This is a genomic window from Pseudomonas paraeruginosa (genome assembly GCF_003025345.2).
GTDB lineage: Bacteria > Pseudomonadota > Gammaproteobacteria > Pseudomonadales > Pseudomonadaceae > Pseudomonas > Pseudomonas paraeruginosa.
In genome coordinates this window covers 4,155,131-4,181,301 of record NZ_CP020560.1, presented here as the reverse complement: position 1 = coordinate 4,181,301, position 26,171 = coordinate 4,155,131, and the positions used below count along the sequence as shown (strand labels likewise).

General features: G+C 67.7%; 26 protein-coding genes. 18 read left to right on the top strand and 8 right to left on the bottom strand.

Going from position 1 to position 26,171, the window contains the following annotated elements:
- Nucleotides 1-6 precede the first annotated feature (6 nt).
- From B7D75_RS19790 to B7D75_RS19780, 3 genes are all read left to right on the top strand, one after another.
- Nucleotides 7-1,119 (top strand): sugar diacid recognition domain-containing protein, encoded by a 1,113-nt coding sequence (locus tag B7D75_RS19790; protein ID WP_034079465.1) that lies wholly within the window; start codon nt 7-9, stop codon nt 1,117-1,119.
- A gap of 159 nt (nt 1,120-1,278) precedes the next feature.
- Nucleotides 1,279-2,637: a GntP family permease gene (locus B7D75_RS19785; RefSeq protein WP_034079466.1), complete on the top strand. Its 1,359-nt coding sequence runs from the start codon at nt 1,279-1,281 to the stop codon at nt 2,635-2,637.
- Nucleotides 2,638-2,678: 41 nt separating this feature from the next.
- Nucleotides 2,679-3,824: a glycerate kinase gene (locus B7D75_RS19780; RefSeq protein ID WP_053817545.1), complete on the top strand. Its 1,146-nt coding sequence runs from the start codon at nt 2,679-2,681 to the stop codon at nt 3,822-3,824.
- Here the strand turns inward: B7D75_RS19780 and B7D75_RS19775 are convergent.
- Nucleotides 3,803-4,045, bottom strand: coding sequence for a hypothetical protein (locus B7D75_RS19775; RefSeq protein WP_034079469.1), 243 nt, complete (start codon nt 4,043-4,045; stop codon nt 3,803-3,805). The genes B7D75_RS19780 and B7D75_RS19775 overlap by 22 nt on opposite strands.
- 190 nt (nt 4,046-4,235) lie before the next feature.
- Between B7D75_RS19775 and B7D75_RS19770 the strand changes: the two genes are divergently transcribed.
- The 11 genes from B7D75_RS19770 to B7D75_RS19720 all read left to right on the top strand — a co-directional run bounded on the left by B7D75_RS19770 (nt 4,236) and on the right by B7D75_RS19720 (nt 13,699).
- Complete coding sequence (locus B7D75_RS19770) at nt 4,236-4,700, top strand: outer membrane lipoprotein (RefSeq protein WP_003082056.1); 465 nt, start codon at nt 4,236-4,238, stop codon at nt 4,698-4,700.
- Nucleotides 4,701-5,031: 331 nt separating this feature from the next.
- Entirely contained in the window at nt 5,032-7,833 is a 2,802-nt protein-coding gene (locus B7D75_RS19765; protein WP_107114348.1) for a monovalent cation/H+ antiporter subunit A, read from the top strand.
- Nucleotides 7,833-8,171, top strand: coding sequence for a Na+/H+ antiporter subunit C (locus B7D75_RS19760; RefSeq protein WP_107114347.1), 339 nt, complete (start codon nt 7,833-7,835; stop codon nt 8,169-8,171). The genes B7D75_RS19765 and B7D75_RS19760 overlap by 1 nt, the downstream gene beginning before the upstream one ends.
- Nucleotides 8,168-9,667: a monovalent cation/H+ antiporter subunit D gene (locus B7D75_RS19755; RefSeq protein WP_034079472.1), complete on the top strand. Its 1,500-nt coding sequence runs from the start codon at nt 8,168-8,170 to the stop codon at nt 9,665-9,667. Before B7D75_RS19760 ends, B7D75_RS19755 begins: the two co-directional genes overlap by 4 nt.
- Nucleotides 9,664-10,188 (top strand): Na+/H+ antiporter subunit E, encoded by a 525-nt coding sequence (locus tag B7D75_RS19750; protein WP_003149690.1) that lies wholly within the window; start codon nt 9,664-9,666, stop codon nt 10,186-10,188. Before B7D75_RS19755 ends, B7D75_RS19750 begins: the two co-directional genes overlap by 4 nt.
- Nucleotides 10,173-10,442 (top strand): K+/H+ antiporter subunit F, encoded by a 270-nt coding sequence (locus B7D75_RS19745; RefSeq protein ID WP_003149691.1) that lies wholly within the window; start codon nt 10,173-10,175, stop codon nt 10,440-10,442. The genes B7D75_RS19750 and B7D75_RS19745 overlap by 16 nt, the downstream gene beginning before the upstream one ends.
- Entirely contained in the window at nt 10,439-10,786 is a 348-nt protein-coding gene (locus tag B7D75_RS19740) for a Na+/H+ antiporter subunit G (protein WP_107114346.1), read from the top strand. Before B7D75_RS19745 ends, B7D75_RS19740 begins: the two co-directional genes overlap by 4 nt.
- A 119-nt stretch (nt 10,787-10,905) precedes the next feature.
- Entirely contained in the window at nt 10,906-11,811 is a 906-nt protein-coding gene (locus B7D75_RS19735) for a DMT family transporter (protein ID WP_107114345.1), read from the top strand.
- Between the two features lie 10 nt (nt 11,812-11,821).
- Nucleotides 11,822-12,919 (top strand): PLP-dependent cysteine synthase family protein, encoded by a 1,098-nt coding sequence (locus tag B7D75_RS19730; protein WP_053814327.1) that lies wholly within the window; start codon nt 11,822-11,824, stop codon nt 12,917-12,919.
- A gap of 10 nt (nt 12,920-12,929) precedes the next feature.
- On the top strand, nt 12,930-13,451 hold the full coding sequence (locus B7D75_RS19725) for a GNAT family N-acetyltransferase (RefSeq protein WP_034079475.1): 522 nt from the start codon (nt 12,930-12,932) through the stop codon (nt 13,449-13,451).
- Nucleotides 13,448-13,699 carry a hypothetical protein gene (locus B7D75_RS19720; protein ID WP_003149696.1) on the top strand — a complete coding sequence of 84 codons (252 nt, stop codon included), beginning with the start codon at nt 13,448-13,450 and terminating at the stop codon, nt 13,697-13,699. Before B7D75_RS19725 ends, B7D75_RS19720 begins: the two co-directional genes overlap by 4 nt.
- Nucleotides 13,700-13,732: 33 nt before the next feature.
- Here B7D75_RS19720 and B7D75_RS19715 read toward each other — a convergent pair whose 3' ends face one another.
- Nucleotides 13,733-14,398: a COG3650 family protein gene (locus B7D75_RS19715; RefSeq protein WP_003149697.1), complete on the bottom strand. Its 666-nt coding sequence runs from the start codon at nt 14,396-14,398 to the stop codon at nt 13,733-13,735.
- Between the two features lie 93 nt (nt 14,399-14,491).
- On the opposite strand from B7D75_RS19715, the gene B7D75_RS19710 reads away from it, so the two are divergent.
- Nucleotides 14,492-14,890: a DUF488 domain-containing protein gene (locus B7D75_RS19710; protein ID WP_107114344.1), complete on the top strand. Its 399-nt coding sequence runs from the start codon at nt 14,492-14,494 to the stop codon at nt 14,888-14,890.
- Nucleotides 14,891-14,900: 10 nt separating this feature from the next.
- Here B7D75_RS19710 and B7D75_RS19705 read toward each other — a convergent pair whose 3' ends face one another.
- Nucleotides 14,901-15,500 carry a short chain dehydrogenase gene (locus B7D75_RS19705; RefSeq protein ID WP_003149699.1) on the bottom strand — a complete coding sequence of 200 codons (600 nt, stop codon included), beginning with the start codon at nt 15,498-15,500 and terminating at the stop codon, nt 14,901-14,903.
- 106 nt (nt 15,501-15,606) lie between these two features.
- Between B7D75_RS19705 and B7D75_RS19700 the strand changes: the two genes are divergently transcribed.
- From B7D75_RS19700 to B7D75_RS19690, 3 genes are all read left to right on the top strand, one after another.
- On the top strand, nt 15,607-16,521 hold the full coding sequence (locus tag B7D75_RS19700) for a LysR family transcriptional regulator (protein WP_033998721.1): 915 nt from the start codon (nt 15,607-15,609) through the stop codon (nt 16,519-16,521).
- A gap of 99 nt (nt 16,522-16,620) precedes the next feature.
- Nucleotides 16,621-18,531: an ATP-binding protein gene (locus B7D75_RS19695; protein WP_074197518.1), complete on the top strand. Its 1,911-nt coding sequence runs from the start codon at nt 16,621-16,623 to the stop codon at nt 18,529-18,531.
- A 36-nt stretch (nt 18,532-18,567) separates the two neighbouring features.
- Complete coding sequence (locus tag B7D75_RS19690) at nt 18,568-20,862, top strand: tetratricopeptide repeat protein (RefSeq protein ID WP_058146262.1); 2,295 nt, start codon at nt 18,568-18,570, stop codon at nt 20,860-20,862.
- 177 nt (nt 20,863-21,039) lie between these two features.
- Here B7D75_RS19690 and B7D75_RS19685 read toward each other — a convergent pair whose 3' ends face one another.
- The 5 genes from B7D75_RS19685 to B7D75_RS19665 all read right to left on the bottom strand — a co-directional run bounded on the left by B7D75_RS19685 (nt 21,040) and on the right by B7D75_RS19665 (nt 26,065).
- Nucleotides 21,040-21,741 carry an ABC transporter ATP-binding protein gene (locus tag B7D75_RS19685; protein WP_003149701.1) on the bottom strand — a complete coding sequence of 234 codons (702 nt, stop codon included), beginning with the start codon at nt 21,739-21,741 and terminating at the stop codon, nt 21,040-21,042.
- A 2-nt stretch (nt 21,742-21,743) separates the two neighbouring features.
- Nucleotides 21,744-22,511, bottom strand: coding sequence for a high-affinity branched-chain amino acid ABC transporter ATP-binding protein LivG (gene livG, locus B7D75_RS19680; protein WP_012076730.1), 768 nt, complete (start codon nt 22,509-22,511; stop codon nt 21,744-21,746).
- Nucleotides 22,508-23,761, bottom strand: coding sequence for a high-affinity branched-chain amino acid ABC transporter permease LivM (locus B7D75_RS19675; RefSeq protein WP_003149702.1), 1,254 nt, complete (start codon nt 23,759-23,761; stop codon nt 22,508-22,510). The genes livG and B7D75_RS19675 overlap by 4 nt, the downstream gene beginning before the upstream one ends.
- On the bottom strand, nt 23,758-24,681 hold the full coding sequence (livH, locus tag B7D75_RS19670; RefSeq protein WP_012076729.1) for a high-affinity branched-chain amino acid ABC transporter permease LivH: 924 nt from the start codon (nt 24,679-24,681) through the stop codon (nt 23,758-23,760). Before livH ends, B7D75_RS19675 begins: the two co-directional genes overlap by 4 nt.
- A 262-nt stretch (nt 24,682-24,943) precedes the next feature.
- The gene (locus B7D75_RS19665) at nt 24,944-26,065 is read right to left on the bottom strand and encodes a branched-chain amino acid ABC transporter substrate-binding protein (protein WP_003149703.1); all 1,122 of its coding nucleotides are present in this window, start codon (nt 26,063-26,065) and stop codon (nt 24,944-24,946) included.
- Nucleotides 26,066-26,171 lie beyond the last annotated feature (106 nt).

Sequence of the window (26,171 nt, the reverse complement as noted above, 5' to 3'; positions counted from 1 at the left end):
GCCGCCATGTTCGAACTGGATTCGGCGCTGGCGCAGCACATCGTCGATCGGGCGATGGCGATCCTGCCGCACAACATCAACGTGATGGACGCCCAGGGCATGATCATCGGCAGCGGCGATCCGTCGCGCCTGCACACCCGCCACGAAGGCGCGCAACTGGTACTGGCCAACCGCCGGGTGGTGGAGATCGACGAGCAGGCCGCCGCCTGCCTGCGTGGGGTGCGGCCGGGAGTCAATCTGCCGTTGCTGCATGCCGAGCGCCTGGTCGGTGTGCTCGGCATCACCGGAGCGCCGGAGGTGGTACGGCCCTATGCCGAGCTGGTGCGGATGGCCGCGGAAATGCTCATGGAGCAGCGCCAGATGCAGGATGAGCGGCACTGGCAACGCCAGCGCCAGGAGACCTGGCTGCGCCAGTTGCTCGATCCCGCCCACGGCCTGGGCGCGCTGGCCGCCGACGCCGAGCACCTTGGTCTGGCCTTGCACTGGCCGCGCCAGGCGGTCTTCCTCGAGTTGCACGAGCATGCCGACCCGCTGCCGTTCCAGGCGCGTCTGCTGGCCGCGCTTGGCTCACGGGCCGAGCATTGGAGCGCGGCGCTGGGCGAGCGCCTGGTGTTCTGGTGCCGGCCGGCGTCACAGGCGGATGCGCTCGAGCACTGGCTGGAGCGCGCCGACGCGCGAGGCTGGGGCGTGGCGCGTCTGTGTTGCAGCGATCCGGTACACAGCCTGGAGGCGCTGCGCGCCTCGGCCCGCGCGGCGCGTGAATTGCTGGATTATGCGCGCAGCCGGTTGCCCGGCCAGCGGGTGGTGGGCCTGGACGGGCACCGCCTCGCCAGCCTGCTGTTCAGCCAGCGTGACAACTGGCAGGTGCGGCAGTTGCTGGCGCCCCTGCAGCGGGTGCTCGACCATGACCCGCAAGGTCTGCTGGCCGCCACCCTGGCGTGCTGGTGCGCCCACGACGGGCATGCCCAGGCCTGCGCCCAGGCGCTGGGAATCCACCGCAACAGCCTGCGCTACCGGCTGGAGCGCATCGCCTCGATCAGCGGGCTCGACCTCGGTCGCCTGGAGCATCGCCAGCAACTGCTGCTGGGCCTGCAATTGCTGGTGCCACGCCGCGGGTGAGGAGCGCGCCAATCGATTCACTGTGCGGACGCACAAAATCAAGGGCATCCGTCGGCACCTTCCTCTGGCCATTGCACAAGGCGGCGCAGGCTCCGGTGGAGCGAAAATGAGCCGCCCCTGGGCGCCCATCCCACACCCATAACAACAAGGAGGCGGCTCATGACCCTGGTCCTGATCCTGCTGGCGTTGATCGCCTTTATCGTCCTGTCCACCACACGACTCAAGCTGCACCCGTTCCTCGCCCTGCTGGCCGCCGCGCTGCTCGCCGGCTTCGCCTACCAGGTACCCACGGCGGAAATCGTCAAGACCGTTACCGGCGGCTTCGGCAGCATCCTCGGCTACATCGGCATCGTCATCGTGCTCGGCACCATCATCGGGGTGATCCTCGAGCGCAGCGGTGCGGCGATCACCATGGCGGAAAGCGTGATCCGCCTGCTCGGCGAACGCTTCCCGACCCTGACCATGTCGATCATCGGCTACCTGGTGTCGATCCCGGTGTTCTGCGATTCCGGTTTCGTCATCCTCAACTCGCTGAAGAACGCCCTGGCGGCGCGGATGAAGATATCCACCATCGCCATGAGCGTGGCCCTGGCCACCGGTCTTTACGCCACCCACACCTTCGTGCCGCCGACCCCGGGACCGATCGCCGCGGCCGGCAACCTCGGCCTGGACGCCAGCCTTGGCCTGGTGATCGCGGTCGGCCTGGTGGTCGCCTTCGTCACCGCGATGGCCGGCATGTGGTGGGCCAATCGCTTCGTCGGCAAGGACATTCCCCTGGTCGATGACGGCCAGGTCGTCCAGACCGAAGAGGATTTCAGCGAGCTGCGCGCCCGCTACGGCAAGCTGCCCAGCGCGACCCAGGCGTTCGCGCCGATCTTCGTACCGATCCTGTTGATCTGCCTTGGCTCGGTCGCGGTATTCCCGAGCAAGCCGCTGGGCGAAGGCGTACTGTTCGCCTGCCTGAACTTCCTCGGTCAGCCGGTGGTTGCCCTGCTGGTCGGCCTGGCGCTGGCCTGCACCCTGCTCAAGGGAGAGAACAAGCGCGAGGAATTCCACGAGCGCGTGGTGGAGGGCATCCAGTCGGCCGCGCCGATCCTGCTGATCACCGGTGCCGGCGGCGCCTTCGGCGCGATGTTGAAGATCACTCCGCTCGGCGACTACCTGGGTAGCACCCTGTCCGCGCTGGGCATCGGCCTGTTCATGCCGTTCGTGGTAGCGGCCGCGCTGAAGACCGCGCAGGGCTCGACCACCGTGGCCCTGGTCACCACTTCGGCGCTGGTCGCACCGCTGCTGCCGCAGCTCGGCCTGGACAGCGAGATGGGCCGGGTCCTGACGGTGATGGCGATCGGCGCCGGGGCGATGACGGTGTCCCACGCCAATGACAGCTTCTTCTGGGTGGTCACCCAGTTCAGCCGCATGACCGTATCCACCGCCTATCGCGCGCAGACACTGGCGACCCTGGTCCAGGGCATCGCCGGCATGCTCGCGGTATGGCTGCTCAGCCTCGTGCTGCTCTGATTGAAGCGGGGCCGGGGACTCCCGGCCCTGCGAGGTGACTGATGAAAATCGTGATTGCTCCTGATTCGTTCAAGGAAAGCCTGTCCGCCCCGGCGGTCGCCGACGCCATCGGGCGTGGCTGGTCGAGGGTCTTCCCGCAGGCGGAGATTTGCCTGCGGCCCATGGCCGATGGAGGCGAGGGCACGGTGGAGGCGGTCCTCGCCGCTACCACCGGCGAACGTCGCGAGTGCCGGGTCGCAGGCCCGCTCGGTGAACCTACCCTGGCACACTGGGGCTGGCTGGACGACGCCACCGCGGTGATCGAAATGGCTTCCGCCAGCGGCCTGCACCTGGTCCCGCGCGACCGCCGCGACGCGACGCGCAGCAGCAGCCGTGGCACCGGTGAGCTGATCCGCGCGGCGCTGGACGCCGGGGCGCGGAAGATCATCCTCGGTCTCGGTGGCAGCGCCACCAACGATGCCGGCGCTGGATTGCTGAGTGCGCTCGGCGTGCGCTTCCTCGATGCCGGCGGTGTGGAGCTGCCACCCGGAGGGGCGGCGCTGGCGCGCCTGCACAGCCTCGACCTGGGTGGGCTGGATCCGCGCCTGGTGGATGTCGCTGTGGAGGTCGCCGCGGATGTCGACAACCCGCTGTGCGGGCCGCGTGGCGCCTCGGCGGTGTTCGGTCCGCAGAAGGGCGCGAGCGCCGAACAGGTGGCGCAGCTGGACGCCGCCCTGGCGCACTTCGCCAAGGTGGTCGCGGCGACCCTGGGTGAGGACTTCAGCCGGATGCCGGGCGTCGGCGCCGCCGGCGGCCTGGGTTTCGCCGCGAAGGCATTCCTTCGCGCGCGGTTCCGCCCGGGAATCGAACTGGTGGCGGAGCTGGCCGGGCTGGCCGATGCGCTGGTCGATGCCGACCTGGTGCTGACCGGCGAGGGCCGCCTGGATGCGCAGAGCCTGCATGGCAAGACTCCGGTCGGAGTGGCGCGGATCGCGCGCGCGGCCGGCGTTCCCGTGGTAGCCCTGGCCGGTAGCCTGGGCGATGGCTACCAGCGCCTGCACGACGCCGGCATCGATGCGGCGTTCAGCCTGGCGCCGGGACCGATCAGCCTGGAGCAGGCCTGTGCCGGAGCGGCGGAGGAGCTCGAGGCGCGAGCCGAGCAGATCGCCCGGCTCTGGCGCCTGGCTCAGGCTTCGCGGGAAGGGTAGTCGGCGGCGGCGCGCTCCAGCCAGGCCGGCAGGTCGCGCCGCTTCACCTTGCTGGCCTTGGCCTCGGCCAGTCGCCGTAACAGATAGTCACGCTTCTGCGGGTCGTCGCCGGCGAATGACAGCGCCAGGTCGCGGTCCATCCAGCGGCGGATGCGCCAGTAGATCCACCAGTGGAAATACAGGCCGGCGGCGGTGGTGACGACGATGATGAAATAGTCCATGGCTGTTCCTTCTGCGGGCGCTCACCCTAGCCGATCGGTTCCGCCGATGAAAGCGGGGGAGGGTTCGGTCGAAACTGAACGAACCTGTACCATTGCTGAATCGATTCGATTATCTCGCGCCAGCCAGGTGACAGGAGCGGCCGCGGGAGAGTCTAATGTTCGTCAGTTATCCCTTTCGGAGATGCCCGTTATGCGCAAGTCTGCCCTGATCGTTGCTTCCTTCACCGCCATGGCCCTGGCTCTTGGCGGCTGCCAATCCAGCCTCACCGGCGATACCTATTCCCGTGAGGAAGCCCGTACCGTGCAGACTGTACGCATGGGCACCATCCAGGCCTTGCGCCCGGTCAAGATCGAAGGTACCAAGACTCCGATCGGCTCCATCGCCGGCGCCGGCGTCGGCGGTGTCGCCGGCAGCGCGGTCGGTGGCGGCAAGGGCAGCTACGTCGCGGCCATCATCGGCGCGGTCGCCGGCGGCCTGCTCGGCGCGGCCACCGAAGAGGGGCTGACCCGTACCCAGGGCGTCGAGATCACCGTGCGCGAGGATGACGGCAGCACCCGCGCCTACGTCCAGCAGGTCGACCAGGGCCAGATCTTCCGGGTCGGCGAGCGCGTGCGCATCCTGACCGTGAACGGCACCAGCCGCGTCGCCCATTGATCCCAGTCTCGTGGTTCCACGGCCGGCACCTTGCCGGCCGTTTTCGTTAGGCCGTCGGTTCCCTCCCGGCGTGCTCTTGCTAAGCTTCAAGTCATTGCCCTTGCAGCGCTTTTTTCGGTTTTCCGGCAGCCGGAACGACTGAATTTTGTAATAATTCAATCCATGACGTTCGTTCGATAGATTGCGATAATCGTAGCTCCGTCGCGCCGCGCCTTTCCGACGGCGGACGGGGGCTTCGAGCTGCTGGCGATCCGGCCGCGCACCGACAACCGCGGGGAAGCACCGCCGGCCTGACATGCCGGAGGGCTCCGCCACCGAAGAGGAGTAGCCCATGATTCTGGCGCTGATCATCGCGCTACCGTTCCTGGGGGCGCTGCTGCCCCTGCTCGCCGAGCGTGGCGGCCGCACCTTGTGCGCGGCGGCGGCGGGCGTCGCGCCGCTGCTCGGCCTGGCGCTCCTGCTCGGCCAGCGCGGCACGGTGTTCGCCGGCCAGGCGCTGACCGCCAGCTACGCCTGGCTGCCGGACATCGGCATCAACCTCAGCCTGCGCCTGGACGGCCTGGGGTTCCTGTTCGCCCTGCTGATCCTGGGCATCGGCCTGCTGGTGATTCTCTACGCCCGTTACTACCTTTCCGAACAGGAGCCGATGGGGCGCTTCTTCGCCTTCCTGCTGCTGTTCATGGGCTCCATGCTCGGCGTGGTGCTGGCGGAAAACCTGTTGCTGATGATGCTGTTCTGGGAGCTCACCAGCCTGTCGTCGTTCCTTCTCATCGGCTTCTGGGGCAGCCGCTCCGATGCCCGCAAGGGCGCGCGGATGGCCCTGACCGTCACCGGCGGCGGCGGCCTGGCGTTGCTGGCCGGAATCCTGCTGCTCGGCCACATCGCCGGCAGCTTCGAGCTCACCCAGGTACTGGCGGCTGGCGAGGCGGTCCGCGCCCACGCCCTGTACCCGCTGGTGCTGGTGCTGATCCTGCTCGGCGTATTCACCAAGTCGGCGCAGTTCCCGTTCCACTTCTGGCTGCCCCATGCGATGGCGGCGCCGACCCCGGTGTCCGCCTACCTGCACTCGGCGACCATGGTCAAGGCCGGGGTGTTCCTGCTGGCGCGCCTCTACCCGGCGCTGGCCGGCACCGAGTGGTTCTTCTACCTGGTCAGCCTGAGCGGACTGGTGACGTTGCTGCTGGGTGCCGGCATGGCGCTGTTCCAGCACGACCTGAAAGGCCTGCTGGCCTACTCGACGATCAGCCACCTGGGCCTGATCACCCTGCTGTTCGGCCTCGACTCACCGCTGTCGAACGTCGCCGCGGTGTTCCACATCATCAACCACGCCACCTTCAAGGCCTCGCTGTTCATGGCTGCCGGGATCATCGACCACGAGACCGGCAGCCGCGACATGCGCCTGATCAACGGGATGTGGCGCTACCTGCCGCACACCGCGGTGCTGGCCATCGTCGCCTCGCTGGCGATGGCCGGGGTGCCGCTGCTCAACGGCTTCCTCAGCAAGGAGATGTTCTTCGGCGAAACCCTCAGCCAGAACCTGCTGGGCAGCTTCAACTGGATGGTTCCGGCGATGGCGACCCTGGCCGGGGTATTCTCGGTGGCCTACTCGCTGCGCTTCGTCCACGACGTGTTCTTCAACGGCGAACCGGCCCGGCTGCCCAAGTTTCCGCCTCACGAGCCGCCGCGCTACATGAAGGTGCCGGTGGAGATCCTGGTGTTCCTCTGCCTGCTGGTCGGCATGCTGCCGGCCTACACCGTGGCGCCGCTGCTGGCCACCGCCGCCAGGGCCAGCCTCGGTGGCCACCTGCCGGAATACAGCCTGGCGATCTGGCACGGCTTCAACCTGCCGCTGCTGATGAGCGTGGTGGCGCTGGTCGGCGGGGTTCTGGTGTACGTCCTGCGCAAGCCGCTGTTCAACTGGTACGCCGGGTTGCCGGAGATCGACGCCAAGCTGGTCTTCGAACAGCAGGTGCAGCGCGTGGTGATGTTGGCTGAACGCTTCACCGCCTGGCTGGAGAACGGTTCGCTGCAACGTTACCTGGCCTGGCTGCTGGGCGTGGCGGTGCTCGTGGTGGTGGTCGAGCTGGTGCCGCTGACGAGCCTGACCGGTTCGCGCGGCCTGACCCCGCTGGACGGGATCACCGCCCTGGGCATGCTGGTGCTGGCCTTCAGCGGCCTGGTCACGGCGCTGTTCCACCGCATGCGCCTGGTCGCACTGCTGGTCCTCAGCGTCGCCGGCCTGCTGGTGGCGCTGGCCTTCGCCCGCTTCGCGGCACCGGACCTGGCGCTGACCCAGCTGTCGGTGGAAGTGGTGACCATGGTCCTGCTGATGCTGGCGCTGTATTTCCTGCCCTCGCGCACCCCGGCGGAGTCCTCCAGCCTGCGGGGCCTGCGCGACGTGGTGCTGGCCGGCGGGGTCGGCACCATGGTCGCGCTGCTGGCCTACGCGGTGCTGACCCGACCCTACGAGAGCATCGCCGGGTTCTTCGTCGAGAACAGCGTCTCCGGTGGCGGCGGCTACAACGTGGTGAACGTGATCCTGGTGGACTTCCGCGGCTTCGATACCCTCGGCGAGATCAGCGTGCTGGCGATCGCCGCGGTCGGCATTCATGCGATGCTCGCCGGCTTCGCTCTGCACAAGCCGACCTGCGATCCGCAGGGACGCAACTGGGCCCACGCCAAGCATCCGCTGATCCTGGAAACCCTGTCGCGAGTGCTGCTGCCGCTGGCCCTGCTGATCTCGGTGTTCATCTTCCTGCGCGGGCACAACCTGCCGGGCGGTGGTTTCATCGCCGGCCTGGTGACCGCGATCGCCCTGGTGCTGCAGTACATCGCCAGTGGCTCGCAGTGGGTCGAGCAACGCCTGCCGCTGAACTACGCGGCGATGGCCGGCGCCGGGGTGCTGATCGCCGGGCTCACCGGGCTCGGCAGCTGGCTGTTCGGCTATCCGTTCCTGACCTCGGCGTTCGGCCACTTCGAGTTGCCGCTGATCGGCGAGATCGAGTTGGCCACGGCGATGCTGTTTGACCTGGGCGTGTACCTGACGGTGGTCGGCGCCGCGCTGCTGATCCTGTCCTACCTCGGCAAGCTGAGCCTGATGCCTGAACCCGTCGCGAAAGAGGAGGCGCTCTGATGGAAGCCCTGTTCGCCATCACCCTCGGCCTGCTCACCGCCAGTGGCGTCTACCTGCTGCTGCGGGCGCGGACCTTCCCGGTGGTGCTCGGCCTCACCCTGATCTCCTATGCGGTCAATCTGTTCCTCTTCGCCATGGGCCGGCTCAGCGGCGGCGTCGCGGTGATCGGCACCCCCGGCGAGTACGGCGACCCGTTGCCGCAGGCGCTGGTGCTGACCGCGATCGTCATCGGCTTCGCCATGACCGCATTCGTCGTGGTCCTGGCCCTGCGCGGCCTCGGCGACCTCGGCAGCGACCATGTCGACGGACGCCCGGACGAGGAGGAGTCGCGCCCATGAGTCACTGGCTGATCCTGCCGATCCTGGTCCCGCTGTTCGCCGGCAGCCTGCTGCTGTTGCCACTGGCCGAGCGCTGGCAGCGCGGCCTGTCGCTGCTGGCGAGCCTGGCGCTGATCCCGTTGAGTCTGCTGCTGTTGCGCACCGCCGCCAGCGGCGACCTGACCGTCTATGCCCTGGGCAACTGGGCCGCGCCGTTCGGTATCGTGCTCCTGCTCGACCGCCTCGCCGCGCTGATGCTGCTGGCCACCGCCGTGCTCGGCAGCGCCGCGCTGATCTACGCGCTGCGCGGCGACGACCGGCTGGGCAAGCACTTCCACGCGCTGTTCCAGTTCCAGCTGCTGGGCATCAACGGCGCCTTCCTCACCGGCGACCTGTTCAACCTGTTCGTGTTCTTCGAGATCCTCCTGATCGCCTCCTACGCGCTGCTCCTGCATGGCGGCGGCGCGGAGCGGGTACGCTCGGGCCTGCACTACGTGATCCTCAACCTGGTCGGCTCGGCGTTCTTCCTGATCGCCGTGGGCACCCTGTACGGCCTCACCGGCACCCTGAACATGGCCGACATGGCGCAGAAGATCGCCCTGGCCGACGCCGGGCGCGCACCGCTGCTGGGCGCCGCCGGGCTCCTGCTGCTGGTGGTGTTCGCCCTGAAGGCGGCATTGCTGCCGCTGTACTTCTGGCTGCCCCGCGCCTATGCCGCGGCCAGCGCGCCGGTGGCGGCGCTGTTCGCGATCATGACCAAGGTCGGCATCTACTCGATCCTGCGTGTCTACACCCTGGTCTTCGGCGAGGGCGCCGGCGAACTGGCCAACCTGGCCCAGGCCTGGCTCTGGCCGCTGGCCCTGGCGACCCTCGCCCTGGGCGCCGTCGGCGCGCTGGCGGCGCGCACCCTGCAAGGCCTGCTGGCCTACCTGGTGGTGGTCTCCGCCGGGACCCTCCTGGCCGGCGTGGCGCTGGGCACCGAGCGGGCGCTGGCGGCGTCGCTGTATTACCTGTTGCACAGCACCTGGATCGCCGGTGGGCTGTTCCTGCTCGCCGACCTGATCGTCCGCCAGCGCGGCGACAAGGCCGGCGACCTGGTCCAGGGGCCGGCGTTGCAGAACCCGGCGCTGCTCGGCGGCGCCTTCTTCCTCGGTGCCATCGCCGTCGCCGGCCTGCCGCCGCTGTCGGGGTTCTTCGGCAAGGTCATGCTGCTCCAGTCGGTCGCCCCGGGCGGCCAGGCGCTGGCGCTGTGGAGCGTGGTGCTGGGCGGTGGCCTGGCGGCGCTGGTGGCGCTGAGCCGCGCCGGCAGCACGTTGTTCTGGCGCACCGGGCACACCGTGCTCGGTAGCGCCGAACTGGACCACGGCCGGCTGTTCGCCTGCATCCTGCTGCTGGCCGCAGGTCCGTTGCTGGTGGTCGCGGCCAAGCCGCTGCTGGCCTATGTCCAGGCCACCGCCGCGCAGTTGCATGACCTCGACCTGTATCGCCAGATCGCCACCCGCGGAGGTGCAGCATGATCAGCCGTTCCCTGCCACGTCCACTCCTGCGCGTGCTGCCTCATCCGGTGCTCAGCGTGCTGCTGGTGTTGGTCTGGCTGCTGCTGGTGGACTCCTTCGCCCTCGGCCAGTGGTTGCTGGGCGCCTTCCTCGGGGTGGGTATCCCGCTGCTGACCAACCGCCTGCTGGTCGGGCGCAGCCAGGAGTGGCACCCGTTCCTGCTGCTGAAGCTGCTGGTGCTGGTGATGTGGGACATCCTCGTCGCCAATCTCCAGGTCGCCCGTCTCACCCTGGGGCCGGTCGAGCGACTGCGTCCGGCGTTCGTCGAGGTGCCGATCGACCTGGAGAACGACCTCGCCATCAGCGTGCTGGTGAGCATCGTCTCGCTGACCCCGGGGTCGGTGTCGTCGGACCTCAGCGACGATCGCAAGACCCTGCTGGTGCACGGCCTCGACGTGCCGGACAAGGACGCGCTGGTCGCCGAGATCAAGCAACGCTACGAGGCGCCGCTGAAGGAGATCTTCCCATGCTCGCTTACGTGATCCCGCTGTGCCTGGCGCTGCTCGGCCTGGCCCTGGTGCTGACCCTGGCGCGCCTGGTCAGGGGGCCATGCCTGCCGGACCGTGCGCTGGCGCTGGACACCCTGTACGTGAATGCCATCGCGCTGCTGATGCTCTACGGCATCTGGCGCGACAGCGACCTGTTCTTCGAGGCGGCGCTGCTGATCGCGGTGCTCGGTTTCGTCGGCACGGTGGCGGTGGCCAAATACATGCTGCGCGGAGACATCATCGAATGAACGGCGAACCCCTGGGCCTGTGGCTGGAAATCATCGTCTCGGCATTCCTCCTGCTGGGCAGCGCCTTCGTCCTGATCGGCGCGATAGGCCTGTACCGCCTGCCGGACTTTTTCATGCGCCTGCATGGCCCGACCAAGGCGACCACCCTCGGCGTCGGCGGGGTGATAGTGGCCTCGCTGGTCTACTTCTCCAACCGTCTGGCGGGGATCAGCCTCCATGAGTTGCTGATCAGCCTGTTCCTCTTCATCAGCGCCCCGGTGAGCGCCTACATGCTGGCCAAGGCCGCGGTGCTGCAGCAGTTGCCGCTGGCGAAGAAGACTCGCGGCAAGCCCTGGGAGCAATGAGGCCCGGGACCGGCGCAACAGTTTTGCCCGGCTTCTGTGCCTGTCGGCGCGGCTAGCCGGCTGCCTATACTGGGAATCCGTTTTCCGGCGCCGACTGGCGCCCGTGCTGGAGGTTCCCTTTGACTCGGACGCGCTGGTTCGCCCTGGCCTGCCTGATCCTGGCGATGGCGCTGTGGGGCAGTTCGTACGTGGTGCTGAAGGTCGCCTTCCGCGAACTGCCGCCGCTCTGGGTGATCTTCGCCCGCATGGCCCTCGGCAGCCTGGTGTTCCTCGCCGCCTGGCGCTGGCGCGGACGTATCGACTACCGTCCGGGCGACTGGAAGTACCTGCTCGGCCTGGCCGCCTGCGAACCCTGCCTGTACTTCCTCTGCGAATCCTTCGCCCTGCAGTACACCAGCGCCGCCCAGGCCGGGATGATCACCGCGCTGCTGCCGCTGCTGGTGGCGGTGGGCGCCTGGCTGCTGCTGCACGAGCGGATCGGCCGGATGACCTGGATCGGCTTCGGCCTGGCGGTGCTCGGTTCGATCTGGCTGAGCCTCGCCGGCGAGCCCGACCTGCATGCGCCGCGACCTTTGCTGGGCAACTTCTTCGAACTCCTCGCGATGCTCTGCGCGACTGGCTATACCCTGTTGCTGAAGCACCTGTCGGCGCGCTACTCAGCGTTCGCCCTGACCGCCATGCAGGCCTTCGTCGGCACGCTGTTCTTCCTGCCGCTGGCGCTGGCCAGCGCCGACCTGCCGAGCCAGCCCAGCGCACTGGGCATCCAGGCGGTGGTGTATCTCGGCGTGGTGGTCACGGTAGGCGCCTACGGCCTGTACAACTTTGGCGTCGGTCGATTGCCGGCCAGCCAGGCCTCGGGGCTCATCAACCTGATTCCGGTCTTCACCCTGGTATTCGCCGCGCTGTTCCTCGGCGAAACCCTCAACGGCCCGCAGCTGCTCGCCGCCGGCCTGGTCTTCATCGGCGTCGCCATCAGCCAGTGGCGCAGCGCCGCGCCGCCGCCTCCGGCCGGCGTCCTCAACTGAAGGAGTAGGCATGACCCTCGACCACCGGCAGTGGGCCCGTGAGGCGATCCGCATCATCGAGGCGGATTTCCAGCGCAGCGCCGATACCCACCTGATTCCCCTGGAGACCCCCGGCCTTCCGGGTGTCGAACTGTATTTCAAGGACGAGTCCAGCCACCCCACCGGCAGCCTCAAGCACCGCCTGGCACGCTCGCTGTTCCTCTATGCGCTGTGCAATGGCTGGCTCAGGCCGGCCGCGCCGGTGATCGAGGCGTCGAGCGGTTCCACGGCGATTTCCGAAGCCTATTTCGCGCGCCTGCTGGGCCTGCCCTTCATCGCCGTGATGCCGGCCAGCACGTCGAAGGAAAAGATCGCGCAGATCGCCTTCTATGGCGGGCAGAGCCACCTGGTGGACGACCCTACGCAGATCTACGCCGAGTCCGAGCGCCTGGCGCGGGAGAGCGGCGGACACTTCATGGACCAGTTCACCTACGCCGAGCGCGCCACCGACTGGCGGGCGAACAACAACATCGCCGAGTCGATCTTCCAGCAGATGCGCCACGAACCGCACCCGACCCCGACCTGGCTGGTCTCCAGCCCCGGCACCGGCGGCACCCTGGCGACCCTCGGCCGCTACGTGCGCTATCGCCAGCACTGCACCCGGGTGCTCTGCGCCGACGCCGAGCGCTCGGTATTCTTCGACGCCTACGTCAGCGGCGACCGCGGCCTGACCCTGGATTGCGGCTCGCGGATCGAGGGCATCGGGCGGCCGCGGGTCGAGGCGTCATTCCTGCCGGAGGTGATCGACGCCATGGTCAAGGTACCGGACGCCTGGTCGCTGGCGGCCATGCATTACCTGGCGCGGCGCCTCGGCCGGCGGGTCGGCGGTTCCAGCGGGACCAACCTGATCGGCGCCCTGGTGGCCGCGCGGCAGATGGTGGCGGTGGGGGAGACGGGCTCGCTGGTGGCGATCCTCTGCGACGGCGGTGAACGCTATGCGACCACCTATTACGATCCGGTCTGGCTGGCCAGGCAGGGCCATGCGCTGGAACCCCTGATCGAGGCGGTGGCTGCCTGCGTCGAGCGCGGCGTGGCGCTACCCGACGGACTGTTGGTGGCTGGATTTTGAAGGAGGGGACATGAACCGTTTGCGAGCTGCCGAAGCCGGCGATATCGAGGCCATGACCGACCTGTTGCTGAGCCACGGGCCGAATCCCTGGAACCATTTGCCGGAGGAGGAGGTGCGTGCGCATCTGCGGGCCATCGCCGGCGGCGAGGTACGTGCCGTCCTGGCCGAGCGCGACGAGCGGCTGCTGGGGTTCGCCAGCTTCCGTCGCACCGAGGATTTCGCCCATTACCAGCCGCAGCGTGCCGATGCGCCGCGGGCCTATATCTGCGAGGCGGTAGTGCATCCGGCGGCGGCCGGCCAGGGTCTCGGCAGCGCGTTGCTGGAGGCGGTGCTGGCCCGGCTGGCCGACGAAGGCATCGAGGACGTCTATATCGATCGCCACGAAGAGAACCTGGCGTCGGCGGGAATGATGCGCAAGGCCGGCTTCGTCGAGCTGGAAACCTATGCCGATCCGGCGCGGCGGCCGAACGGCTCGGGGCGCTCGACGGTATGCCATCGCAATCTTTCCCTCCAGCGCGAAGCCGCACGGTGAGTTTCATCCGTCTCAAGGTGCGCGCCGCTTTCATGGTCCACGGCTACGACGCGGACAACCGGGAAATCGTCGAGCAGATCGGCGAGGAACGGTTCGTCGAGAAACTGCTGCGCGTCGAGCGTATCCAGTCGGTCAGCGAGAAGTACCTGCTGGTCAGCGCTTCCCATGGTCGCGTCGCCTACTGGGAGTACGAAGGCGGCCTGGCGGCATTGCGGCGGCGCCTGGAACAGGCCGGACTGCTGTTCTGAACGGGAGACGGGCCGCCGTGGCGGCCCGTGTCGTCACTTGCCCAGCGCGCCCGGATAGGCGCAGCCGCGCAGCGTCTCGCCGTCGATGCGCAGCTCGGCGGAATAGCTGCTGAAGGCGCCGCTCATGCTGTCGCTGCAGGGCGACGGGGCGATCCACAGCTCGACCTTCTTGCCGTTCGCCTCGCTGGAGTAGCTGGTGCTGCCGTTGGGTAGCTCCTCGGCGACATAGGGCAGGGCCAGGGCTTCGTGCTCCGGGCGATCCAGGCGCAGGCCCTGGTTGTTCACCCTGGCGCTCCAGAACGGCTCGTTGCCATTGGCGGCGAAGGTCAGCAGCTTGAAGTTCGGATCGTCGCAGCCGGGGCCCTCGTTCTGCACGCGGTACAGTCGGCTGACCTCCAGCTTGCCGTCGGTGCCGCGCGCCTTGGCCGGGCCCATGGTGCCGCGCAGGTCGACGAACAGGCCCTGGGCGCCGTCGTCGAACAGGGCGTCGGCTTCGCGACGCAGGCCGGTATTGGCCACGTCCTCGACGCTGAACAGGCGTTTCTCGGCGCAGGGGCGGAATTGCAGCGCGCCGTTGATCTTCACCAGTTCGCCCTGGAAGCGGGTGTCTACACTGGTGCTCGGCGATTCGGGCTTCCACACCTGGCAGGCGGCGAACAAGGGGAGCAGGCTGTAGACCAGCAGACGGGCAGGGCGCATAAGGAAGACTCCATCGAAAATGCGCCCACGTTACCGAGCGTCCGGGCCGAGCTCAAGTCCGATCGGCCTTCACTATGACCGGGGAGGCGAACGATGATCCAATGCAAGCGAGTCTACGAACCGGCGTCGCCCGCCGATGGCCGGCGCGTCCTGGTGGACCGGCTGTGGCCGCGCGGCATCCGCAAGGAAGCGCTGGCCATGGACGACTGGTTGAAGGAGGTGGCGCCGTCCAGCGAGGTGCGCAAGCGGTTCAGCCACGATCCGGCGCTGTTCGACAGCTTCCGCGAGCACTACCGCGCCGAGCTGCAGGCCCATCCGGAACATTGGTGGGGCCTGCTCGACAGCGCCCGCGAGGGCACCCTCACCCTGCTCTATGGCGCCCACGACCAGCGGCACAACAACGCCGTGGTGCTGGCCGAATTCCTCGAGGAGGAACTCGACCGGCAACAACCGGGCAGTTCGCCGACCTGCTATGCGGACCGCCTGTCCTGACCGGCGTCCCTTACCAGATCCGATACACCTGCCCGGTCTGCGCACCTTCCACGCTGCGCGCGTAGCCCAGCGCCGCATCGGCCGCCGGTACCGGCTTGAAGCCGCGGAAGTAGGGGGCGTAGCCAGGCATCGCCTCGCTGATCACGGTCGGACTCACGGCGTTGATCCGCAGGCCGCGCGGCAGCTCGATGGCGGCGCCGCGCACGAAGCCTTCCAGAGCGCCGTTGACCATGCTCGCGGAACTGCCGGAGCGGATCGGCTGGTCGCTGAGAATGCCGCTGGTGAGGGTGAAGGAGCCGCCGTCGTTGGCGTATTCGCGGCCGATCAGGACCAGGTTGACCTGGCCCATCAGCTTGTCGCGCAGACCGAGCTGATACTCGACCTCGCCCATCTCTTCCAGCGCGCCGAAGTGCACCTTGCCGACCGCGGCGACCAGCGCGTCGAAGCGACCGGTCTTTTCGAACAGGGCACGGATCGAGGCGGCGTCGTTGATATCGACCTGGAAGTCGCCGCTGCTGTGGCCGACCCGGACGATCTCGTGGCGTTCGCCGAGTTCCTTGTCGATACCTTTGCCGAGGGTGCCACTGGCACCGATGAGGATGATCTTCATGCGAGCCTCTCGTTGGAATGAAGGAAGACGGTTTCCAGTGTAGAGTCGGCTTTGGTGTGGATAATCCAGCCAATCGTCAACCTTTCGTTTCCATGGGGAAACAGTCGTGAAAGACCTGGAAGACCTGGCCGCTTTCGCCGTGCTCGTCGAACTGGGCAGCTTCACCCGCGCCGCCGAACGCCTGGGTTGCAGCAAGGGGCAACTGTCGAAGCGCATCGGCGCCCTTGAGCGGCAGCTCGGCGTGATCCTGTTGCACCGCACCACCCGGCGACTGTCGCTGACCGCCGCGGGCGCCGCGCTGCTGCCCGAGGCGCAGGCGCTGCGAGCCCAGGCGCAACGCGCGCGGCAGGCGGTGGCGCGGCTGCAGGAGTCGGTGGAAGGGCAGGTGCGGGTGACCTTGCCGGTGTCGTTGGGCGAGACGCTGTTCGATGCCCTGCTGGAGGACTTCCAGGCGCGCTATCCGCTGCTGCGCGTCGAACTGGACCTGTACAACGGCCTGCGCGACCTGGTCGGTGAGGGCTTCGACCTGGCGATCCGCGCCGGCGTGGACCAGGACGCGCGGCTGGTGGCGCGGCCGTTGTTCGTCCTGCAGGAAATCACCTGCGCGAGCCCCGCCTACCTGGCGCGGCATGGCGAACCGTTGCGTCCGGGCGAGCTGCGCGAGCGCGAGTGCCTGCTCAACTCGCACTACAGCGGGCACGAGGAGTGGCTCTACCACCGTCGCCACCGGCTGGAGCGGGTAGCGGTCTCGGGCTTCCTCGCCAGCAACCACTACAGCCTGTTGAAGAAGGCCGCGCTGGCCGGCGCCGGCATCGCCCGGCTGCCGTCGTACATGGTCCATGACGAACTGGGCGATGGTCGGCTGGCCTGGCTGCTGCGCGACTACCAGACGCGCAGCACGCCGATGTTCCTCGTCCACCCGTTCCAGGGCGGCCTGCCGCGGCGTACCCAGGTGCTCGCCGACTACCTGCTCGACTGGTTCGAGCGCAGCCGGCGACAATTGATCGGCCTGCAGGGTTGAACATTTCGCCGCGACACGGCTCTATTGCACTCCGAGCCGGCCCGATGCCGGGCCGGGACCCATCGCGGGCCCGTCGTCGCACAAGGAAGGCGACGGAACGTGGCAGAATTGCGCACCGGACCGCTCGAGCGCGAGCGGACGCCACTCATCGAACGCTTGGATAGGGACATGCAAAGCAGCTTTCCGCAATCGAACACTCCCCAGATCCGTCGCGCCGGAGTCGATCTCAACGGCGTGATGTCGGTGCTCAGCAAGCACCTCTATTCCACGCCCACCGTGGCCCTGCGCGAGCTGGTGCAGAACGCCCATGACTCGATCCTCCGCCGCCGCCTGGAGCAGCCCGACTGGCAGGGCCCTTCGCGGATCGAGGTGATCGGCGACAGCGCCAGCAATACCGTGCGCATCGTCGACACCGGCGCCGGGCTCACCGAGCACGAAATCCATGCCTACCTGGCCACCGTCGGCGTCGGCTACACTCGTGGGCTGCGCCAGTCCGGCCACGAGGACAGCGGGCTGATCGGCATGTTCGGCCTGGGCTTCCTCTCCGCCTTCGTGCTGGCCCGCCGGGTCAGCGTGCGGACCACTTCCTACCAGCAGCCGGAACTGGGTTTCTGCTACGTCTCCAGCAACGCCGAGCAGTACAGCGTGACGCCGATGCCGGCGCGGCCGGTGGGCACCGAGATCACCCTCGAACTGCAGGACGAGTACAGCGCGCTGACCCAGGCCGCGCGTCTGCGCGAGATCCTCGAACGCTACTGCGTGCTGCTGCGCGAGCCGATTCACGTCGGTGGCGACGCCCAGCCGATCAACCCGGAGCCGCCGCCGTGGCGGCTGGCCGCCGATGCCGCGTTGCACCCCCTGCAGCAGCGACGCCGCGACCTGGAGTTCGCCGCGCGCTTCGAACACGACTTCGAGCCGATCTGCTGCCTGCCGGTGCGGCCCGACGAGCGGGTCGACGTGCGGGGCCTGCTGTGGATCCAGGACGGTGGCACCTATGGCACCAGCGACAACCGCAATCTCTCGGTATTCCTCCGCGGCATGCTGCTCGACGACGACGCCCGCGACCTGCTGCCGTCCTGGGCCGGTTTCGTCGGCGGGGTGATCGAGTCGAACCGCCTGACGCCCACCGCCAGCCGTGAGGACCTGCAGCGCGACGACCATTACGCGGCGATCCAGCATGCGCTGGCCGAGGCGCTGATCGCCGGGCTCGGCGAGGTCGCCCGGCAGCAGCCGGAGGCATGGCGACGGGTCCTGCTGCGGCACAACGAAGCCCTGCTGGGTGCGGCGCTGTGCGACGAGCGACTGTTCGCGCTGATGATGGACAGCCTGCGCGTACCCACCTCGCAAGGCGACCTCCCGGCCTCCGAACTCCTTTCGCGCGGCGCGGTGCACGTGCTGTTGGACAACGACAGCGGCTTCGAGGAAATGCTGTTCCGCGCCATGGGCGTACCGGTGGCCCATGGCAATCGCTATGCGGTGGTACCTTTTCTGCGTCGCTGGGCCCAGGCCAAGGGCCAGCGCCTGGTGGAACTGGGCACCGAGCAGGGCAACCGCCAGTTGTTCCGCCTGGATCGTCTGCCCGAGCGCGAGACCGCCTGGCTTGCCGAGCAGCTGGGCAGCGCCGGGGAGGAACTGGTGATCGCCCGCTTCAGCCCCGAGGAACTGCCGCTTGTGGTAGTGCCCGACCGCGACGCCGAACTCAAGCGCCGGCTGGAGGACGACGAGGCCGACAAGCGTATCTCCACCGCGGCGTTGCGCCTGGCCCGGCAGTTCACCCGCAAGCTCGACAATCGCCAGCCGAGCCGGCTCTACGTCAACCTCGACAATCCGGCGGTGCAGGCGCTGCTGGCGGCCGTCGGCGAGGAGCGCGGCGAAGCGGCCCATGCTGCGCTGCTGCTGCGCTCGTTCAAGGTGATCATCGCCGGTCAGGGGCGCGGCCAGCCCGCGACCTCGCTGAACCAGGCCCTGGCCGGACTCGCCGATTCGGTGAAGCGCCTGTTGGGGCAATAAGAAAATTCGCAACACGCCTGATGGAGACTGAAGCATATGGATATCTGGAACTGGGTGGAAAAGCTCCGCGCCGACCTGCGTGAAGCCGGCCAGGAGCAGAGTGCGCGGCTGATCGACGAACTCACCGCGTATGTCTGCGACCTCGAGGTGGAGCGCGCCGAGGCGCTGTTGCCGGAGGTCAAGGCGCTGAGCCGGACGTTGAACAACCCGTGGCTGGAAATCTTCGTCCGCCACTGGGAGATGCGTAACCGGGTCGGCAACCAGCTGGAGGGCGAGACCGCCCTGGCCGACGCCGTTTCCCTGTTCGAACTGGCCAACCGCGACGACACCCAGGCCTGCCCGCAGTCGGTCTGCGTGACCCAGGACCTGGCGTCGTGCTACGCCAACGTCGACGGCCCGGGCTGGGTGGAGGAGCGCATCGAGGTCTGTGACGAGACCCTGGCGCGGATCGACCCGACCTGGGCCTGCTTCCACTGCCTGAGCAACGAGAAGGCCGAGGCGCTGCTCGACGACGGGCGCGGCGAAGACGCCCTGGCCTTCCTCGCCGAACAGGAGAAGAAGATCCTCGACGCAGGGGAGGAGGTGTTCGACAGCCTCCTGGAGATGCGCGTGGCGATCCTCCTGAGCCTGGGCCGCGCCGAACAGGCGTTGGCCCTGATCGGCGAGATGGAGGACAAGGTCGAAGGCGCGGAGTGGAACAACATCAGCCAGCCACGGCGCCTGTACAAGGCCCATGCGCTGGCCTTGCTGGCGCGCGACGAGGAAGCCCTGGAGGCGCTGCTGCCGTTCTCCGAGATCGCTCCGCGCTACCGCACGATCTGGCTGCGCGCGGTCTACCTGCTGCTGCAACGGACCCCGGAGCGCAACACCTGGGACTTCGGCGGGCGCCTGCAGCAGATGCTCGAGCACTACTCGCAGAAGGGCGCGCACCGGGTGGTCGTCGACGTCGCCAGCCAGGCCATCCGCCTCGCCTTGCAACGCGGTTCGGTGTGGAGCGCCAGGCGTCACCTGGCGCTGGCCGAGCGACATGCGCAACAGTTGCAGCGCGATCGCGGCGCCAGCGAACTGCTCGCCGGGCTGCGGACGGAAATCGACGCCGCGCCGCAGCAGCAGGACCTGCCTGTGCCGGCCGCTGAACTGCTCGACTGGCTGGCGGCGCAGGGCGCCGAAGACTCGCCGCGCAACCCGGAGAAGGAGGTGCAGTGGCTGCTCCAGGCGCTGGCCGAGCGACCCGACGATACCGCCCTGCGCGAAGTGGCCGCCTCGGCGCTGCAAGCGTGTTCCGCCGACGACGAGGCCATCGACCTGCTCTGGGAATACGTCGAACGCCACACCGACGAGGAACAGCAGCTGGCCTACTACCTGCTCAACGCCTTGCTGGCGCGCGGCGAGTACGACCAGGTCAAGCGTCTGGGACGGCTCTACGCCGACAGCGTGCCGCTGATCGCCCTGTGGAGCGAGGTCAAGCTGGCCGAGAAACTCAACGACTGGCCGGAACTGGAGCGCGCCTGCCAGTCGGTGCTGGAGCTTTCCCCCGGCTCGCTGGGGGCCCACAGCCTGCTGGGCAAGGCGCTGATGGAGCAGGATCGCTTCGCCGAGGCGGCGCTGGCCTACCAGCGACTGGCCGGCAAGCTGGAGGAACCGCAGTCGGTGCAGTGGGACCAGATGACCGCCGCCAGCGCCGCGCGCGACTGGACGATGCTGCGCGAGGTGGCCGCCGGGATGGGCATGGAGTTCGCCGCTGGCGAGGGGCCGATCGAGGAAGACTGGGGCTGGGTGATCGTCCGCTACATCGAGGATGGCGAGGCGCTCGACTACTATGCCCGGCGCACCGGCCCGGTGACCGCGCGGGTCCTGGAGAACGCCCCGGGCAACCGCGGCCAGCGGGTCGGCGACTGGGTGGTGTTCGACGCCGGGCTGATCTACCCGGCGCCGGAGGACGAAGAGGAGCGCAAGCGCTTCGTGCCCACCTATGCCGTGGTGCATGTGCTGGAGGGCGGCGGCTATTCGCCGAGCTGGCTGGTGGACGGGGTGTATCCCGGCGAGGAAGCCTTCGACGCCTTCCGTGAGGCCATGGACGCGCGCGGCTGGAAGGTCTGGGTGCACAGCAACCGCGACTACCAGGTCAGCGATGCCAGCAGCGGCGAGGAATTGCGGGCGATCTACTTCACCGTGGCGACGCCCGCGCAGTTGGCCCCGCGCGAGCTGCACCAGGCGTTGCAGGAGGCCACCGGCCAATGGCCGCACCGGATGTGCTGGCTGCGCCTGGCGGAAGCGGCGGAGGTCGACACCCAGCCGCACCTGGATGCCATCGAGCGCTACGGCCTGTAGCCAGCAGGTCATGCCGGTCAGTTAAGAAAACGGCGCTTCCTCAAGCGAGGGAAGCGCCGTTTTCTTGGGCCTTCTCATCGAGGTGAGCGAGAAGCCTCTCGCTCAAAGGCTTGACTGACTGGCATTAGCCCATCGGGGCTGTTTTCGTATCCGCTGATGTCTCCGGCGGGACGGTGTTCAGCCGCCGAGGTAGGCGTCGCGCACCTTCGGGTTGGTCAGCAGGGCGGCGCCGGTGTCGTGCATGACGATCCGGCCGTTCTCCAGCACGTAGGCGCGGTCGGCGAGCTTCAGCGCCTGGTTGGCGTTCTGCTCGACGAGGAACACGGTGACGCCTTCGCGACGCAGCTGCTCGATGATCTCGAAGATCTGCTGGATGATGATCGGTGCCAGACCCAGGGAAGGTTCGTCCAGCAGCAACAGCTTCGGCTTGCTCATCAGCGCGCGGCCGATGGCGAGCATCTGCTGTTCGCCGCCGGACATGGTCCCGGCGCGCTGTTCGTAGCGTTCCTTCAGGCGCGGGAAGAGTTCCAGCACCTTGTCCATCTGCACCTGGTAGTCGTCCTTGTCGGTGAAGAAGCCGCCCATCGCCAGGTTTTCCTCCACCGTCAGGCGGGAGAACACCCGGCGGCCTTCCGGGACCACCGCGATGCTCTTGCGCATGATGCTGGAGGAGGGCAGGCCGACCAGTTCCTCGCCTTCGTAGCGGATGCTGCCGCTGGCCGCCTGCGGCGAGCCGCAGAGGGTCATCAGCAGGGTCGACTTGCCGGCGCCGTTGGCGCCGATCAGGGTGACGATCTCGCCTTTCTTAACTTCCACGCTGACGTCGTGCAGCGCCTGGATCTTGCCGTAGTAGGTGGAAACCTTGTGGAAACTCAGCATGCTCACGCTTCCCCCAGATAAGCCTTGATCACGTCCGGGTTGTCGCGGATCTGCTCCGGCGTCCCGTCGGCCAGGGGGGCGCCCTGGTTGATCACCACGATATGGTCGGAAATGCTCATCACCAGCTTCATGTCGTGCTCGATCAGCAGCACCGTCACGTTGTGCTCGCTGCGCAGCTTGGCGATCAGCGCCTTGAGGTCGTCGGTCTCCTTCGGGTTGAGGCCGGCGGCCGGCTCGTCGAGCATGAGGATCCGCGGGCGGGTCATCATGCAGCGGGCGATCTCCAGACGCCGCTGCTGGCCGTAAGCGAGGGTGCCGGCGCTGCGGTTGGCGAACTCGGTGAGGTTGACTTCCTCCAGCCAGTGCGCGGCGTACTCCATGGCCTCGCGCTCGCTGCGGCGGAACGCCGGGGTCTTGAACAGGCCGGCGAGGAAGTTGGTGTTGAGGTGGCGGTGCTGGGCGACCAGCAGGTTCTCCACCGCGGTCATTTCCTTGAACAGGCGGACGTTCTGGAAGGTCCGCACCACGCCCTTGCGAGCGATCCTGTGGCCGGGCAGGCCCTGGATCTCCTCGCCGTCGAGGCGGATCAGGCCGCCGGTGGGCTGGTAGAAGCCGGTCAGGCAGTTGAACACGGTGGTCTTGCCGGCGCCGTTCGGGCCGATCATCGAGACCACCTGCTTTTCCTCGACCTTCAGGTTGACGCCGTTGACGGCCAGCAGGCCGCCGAAGCGCATGGTCAGGCCGCTCACTTCGAGAATCGGTCGGCTCATGGCTTCAGCTCCAGGTGCGGGCGTTGCATCGGTAGCAGTCCCTGGGGACGCCAGATCATCATCACGATCATGGTCAGGCCGAAGATCAGCATGCGGTATTCGTTGAATCCGCGCATTTCCTGGAGCAGCACCATCACCACCGCGGCGAGGATCACGCCGAGCTGCGAACCCATGCCGCCGAGCACGACGATCGCGAGGATCATCGCCGACTCGATGAAGGTGAAGGACTCAGGCGTCACCAGGCCCTGGCGCGCGGCGAAGAAGCTGCCGGCGAAACCGGCGAAGCTGGCGCCGATGGTGAAGGCGGAGAGCTTGACGATGGTCGGGTTGAGGCCGAGCGCGCGGCAGGCCACCTCATCCTCGCGCAGCGCTTCCCAGGCGCGACCGATCGGCATGCGCATCAGCCGGTTGATCACGAACAGGGCCAGCAGCACCAGCAGCAGGGCGATGACATAGAGCAGGATGACCTTGTAGTTGGTGTTGTAGGCGATGCCGAAGAACTCGTGGAAGGTCTGCATGCCTTCCGGCGCGCGGCGCTCGAAAGTCAGGCCGAACAGGGTCGGCTTGGGGATCGAGCCGATGCCGTTGGGGCCGCCGGTGATCTCGGTCATGTTGCGCAGCAGGATGCGGATGATCTCGCCGAAGCCGAGGGTCACGATCGCCAGGTAGTCGCCGCGCAGGCGCAGCACCGGGAAGCCGAGGAGGAAACCGAACAGCGCGGCCATCATCCCGGCGATCGGCAGGGCGGTCCAGAAACCGAACCCGGCGTACTCGGCGAGCAGCGCGTAGGTGTAGGCGCCCACCGCGTAGAAGCCGACATAGCCGAGGTCGAGCAGGCCGGCCAGGCCGACCACGATGTTCAGGCCGATGCCGAGCATCACGTAGATCAGGATCAGGGTGGCGATGTCCACCGCCCCGCGCGAGGCGAAGAACGGCCAGACGAACGCCACCACGACCAGGGCGAGCACGGCCCAGCGCTGGGTCGACGGCAGGCTGAGGAAGTTCTTCAGGCCGCTGCCGTTGACCTTGTAACCGACCCCGCGGCCCAGCTTGAGCGGGATGCGGTCGCGGAACAGCTGCCAGACGAACATGGCCACGGCGGCCGCGGCGATGGTCCAGAGGGTCTGTGCGTCCGCGCCGAGGACCTCGAGCTTGATGCCGACGGTGCGCAGCTTCAGGCCGAGGATCGGATAGGACACCAGGATGACGAGGAGGGCGCTGAACAGAGCGCGCTTGAGGGACTGGCTCATACCTTTTCCACCTCCGGGCGACCGAGGATGCCGGTGGGCCGGAACAGCAGCACCAGGATCAGCAGGCCGAAGGCCACCACGTCCTTGTACTGGTCGCCGAACACGTCGGCGCCGAAAGCCTCGGCGACGCCCAGCAGCAGGCCGCCGAGCATCGCCCCGGGGATGCTGCCGATGCCGCCGAGCACCGCGGCGGTGAACGCCTTGATGCCGGCGAGGAAGCCGATGCCGGGGTTGATCACGCCGTACTGCATGCCCAGCAGCACCGCTGCCACGGCGGCGAGGGCGGCACCGATGACGAAGGTGAGGGCGATGATGTTGTTGCTGTTGATACCCAGCAGGTTGGTCATCTTCAGGTCCTCGGCGCAGGCGCGGCAGGCGCGGCCGAGGCGGGAGCGGGAGATGAACAGGGTGAGGCCGAACATCACCAGGAAGGTGACGACGAAGATCAGGATCTGCATATAGGAAATCACCACGCCGTTCATGCTGCTCTCGCCGAACACGAAGTTGCCGGGCAGCAGGGTCGGGATGGCTTTTTCCTTCGAGTCCTGCGACAGCATCACGGCGTTCTGCAGGAAGATCGACATGCCGATCGCGGAGATCAGCGGGATCAGGCGGTTGCCGCCGCGCAGCGGGCGGTAGGCGACCCGTTCGATGCTGTAGCCGAAGGCGCTGGTGACGATGATGCTGGCGACGAACGCGGCGAGCATCATCAGCGGAACGCTGTCCAGCCCCATCATCGCCAGCAGGGTGATGGCGATGAAGGCGATGTACGAGCCGATCATGTACACCTCGCCGTGGGCGAAGTTGATCATGCCGATGATGCCGTAGACCATGGTGTAGCCGATCGCGATCAGCGCATAGGTGCTGCCGACGGTCAGGCCGTTAACCAATTGTTGCAGGTAGTGATAAATCTCGGGCATGGGACTCTCTCGCTAAACGCCCGCCGTTGTACGGCAGGAAAACGTTCGGCTCGCGGGTGTGGGGCCGGAACGCTGCTGAGACCCGCGACGATCCGGCGCGCGGCGGGCCGCCGGGACGCAGGGGAAAACCGGGCTCCCGTCCACCAACGGTGAACGCTGCCGGTCTTCGCCTGCCCCTGTCGGGCCGCCGTGCGCGGAATCATCTGCGGGTGCTAAAACAAAGCCCACGGTGGGTGACGTGGGCTTCGTACTGCAACGATGCTTACTTGACCTCGGTCCGGGTGGCGTCCTTGTGCCACTCGTAGACGGTGAAGTCGAAGTTCTTCAGGTCACCCTTCTCGTCGAACCCGAGAGTGCCGGTCGGCGTCTCGAAGGTATTGGCGCGCAGGGCCTCGGCGACCTTCTCCGGGTCGGCCGCGCCAGCCTTCTCGATGCCCTTGGCGATCACGGTCACGGCGGAGTAGGACGGCAGGACGAAGATGCCGCTCGGGTCCTGGTTCTTGGCCTTGAAGGCGTCGATCAGGGCCTTGTTCTTCGGATCCTGCTCGAAGGCCCGCGGCAGGGTCGCCAGCATGCCTTCCGAGGCGTCCCCGGCGATCGCCGTGATCTCGCTGTTGCCGACCCCTTCCGGACCCATGAAGCGCGCGTCCAGGCCGGCCTGCTTGGCCTGGCGCAGCAGCAGGCCCATTTCCGGGTGGTAGCCGCCGAAGTAGACGAACTGTACGCCGGCCTTCTTCAGCTTGCTGATCAGCGCGTTGAAGTCCTTGTCCCCGGCGTTCAGGCCCTCGAAGACGGCGACCTTGACACCCGCGGCCTCCAGGGTCTTCTTCACTTCGGTGGCGATGCCTTCGCCGTACTGCTGCTTGTCGTGCAGCACCGCGATGGTCTTGTCCTTGTAGCGCTCGGCGATGAACTTGCCGGCCACCGGGCCCTGCATGTTGTCCAGGCCGATGGTGCGGAAGATCAGCTTGTAGCCGCGCGAGGTGATTTCCGGGGCGGTGGCCGAGGGGGTGATCATCAGCACGCCTTCGTCTTCGTAGATGTCGGTGGCGGGCTGGGTGGAGCTGGAGCAGACATGGCCGACCACGAACTTGACGCCGTCGTTGACCACCTTGTTGGCGACCGCCACGGCCTGCTTGGGATCGCAGGCGTCGTCGTAGATCACGCCTTCGAGCTGGGCGCCGTTCACGCCGCCTGCCTTGTTGATCTGTTCGATCGCCATCAGCGCACCGGCGCGCTGCATGTCGCCGTACTGGGCCACCGGACCGGTGACCGGGCCAGCCAGGGCGATCTTGATGGTGTCGGCCGCCATGGAGTAACTGGCGAACCCGGCCAGGGCCATCGCGGCGAACAGGCGGGATAGACGCTGAGTACCCTTCTTCATACGTGCTCCACTCTTCTTGTGTGTTGTCATTGTTGTAGTCTCGCGGCCGTGGCGGCCGGAGGAGACCGGGTGATCGTCATGGACGGACCCCGGGAACTGTACCGGT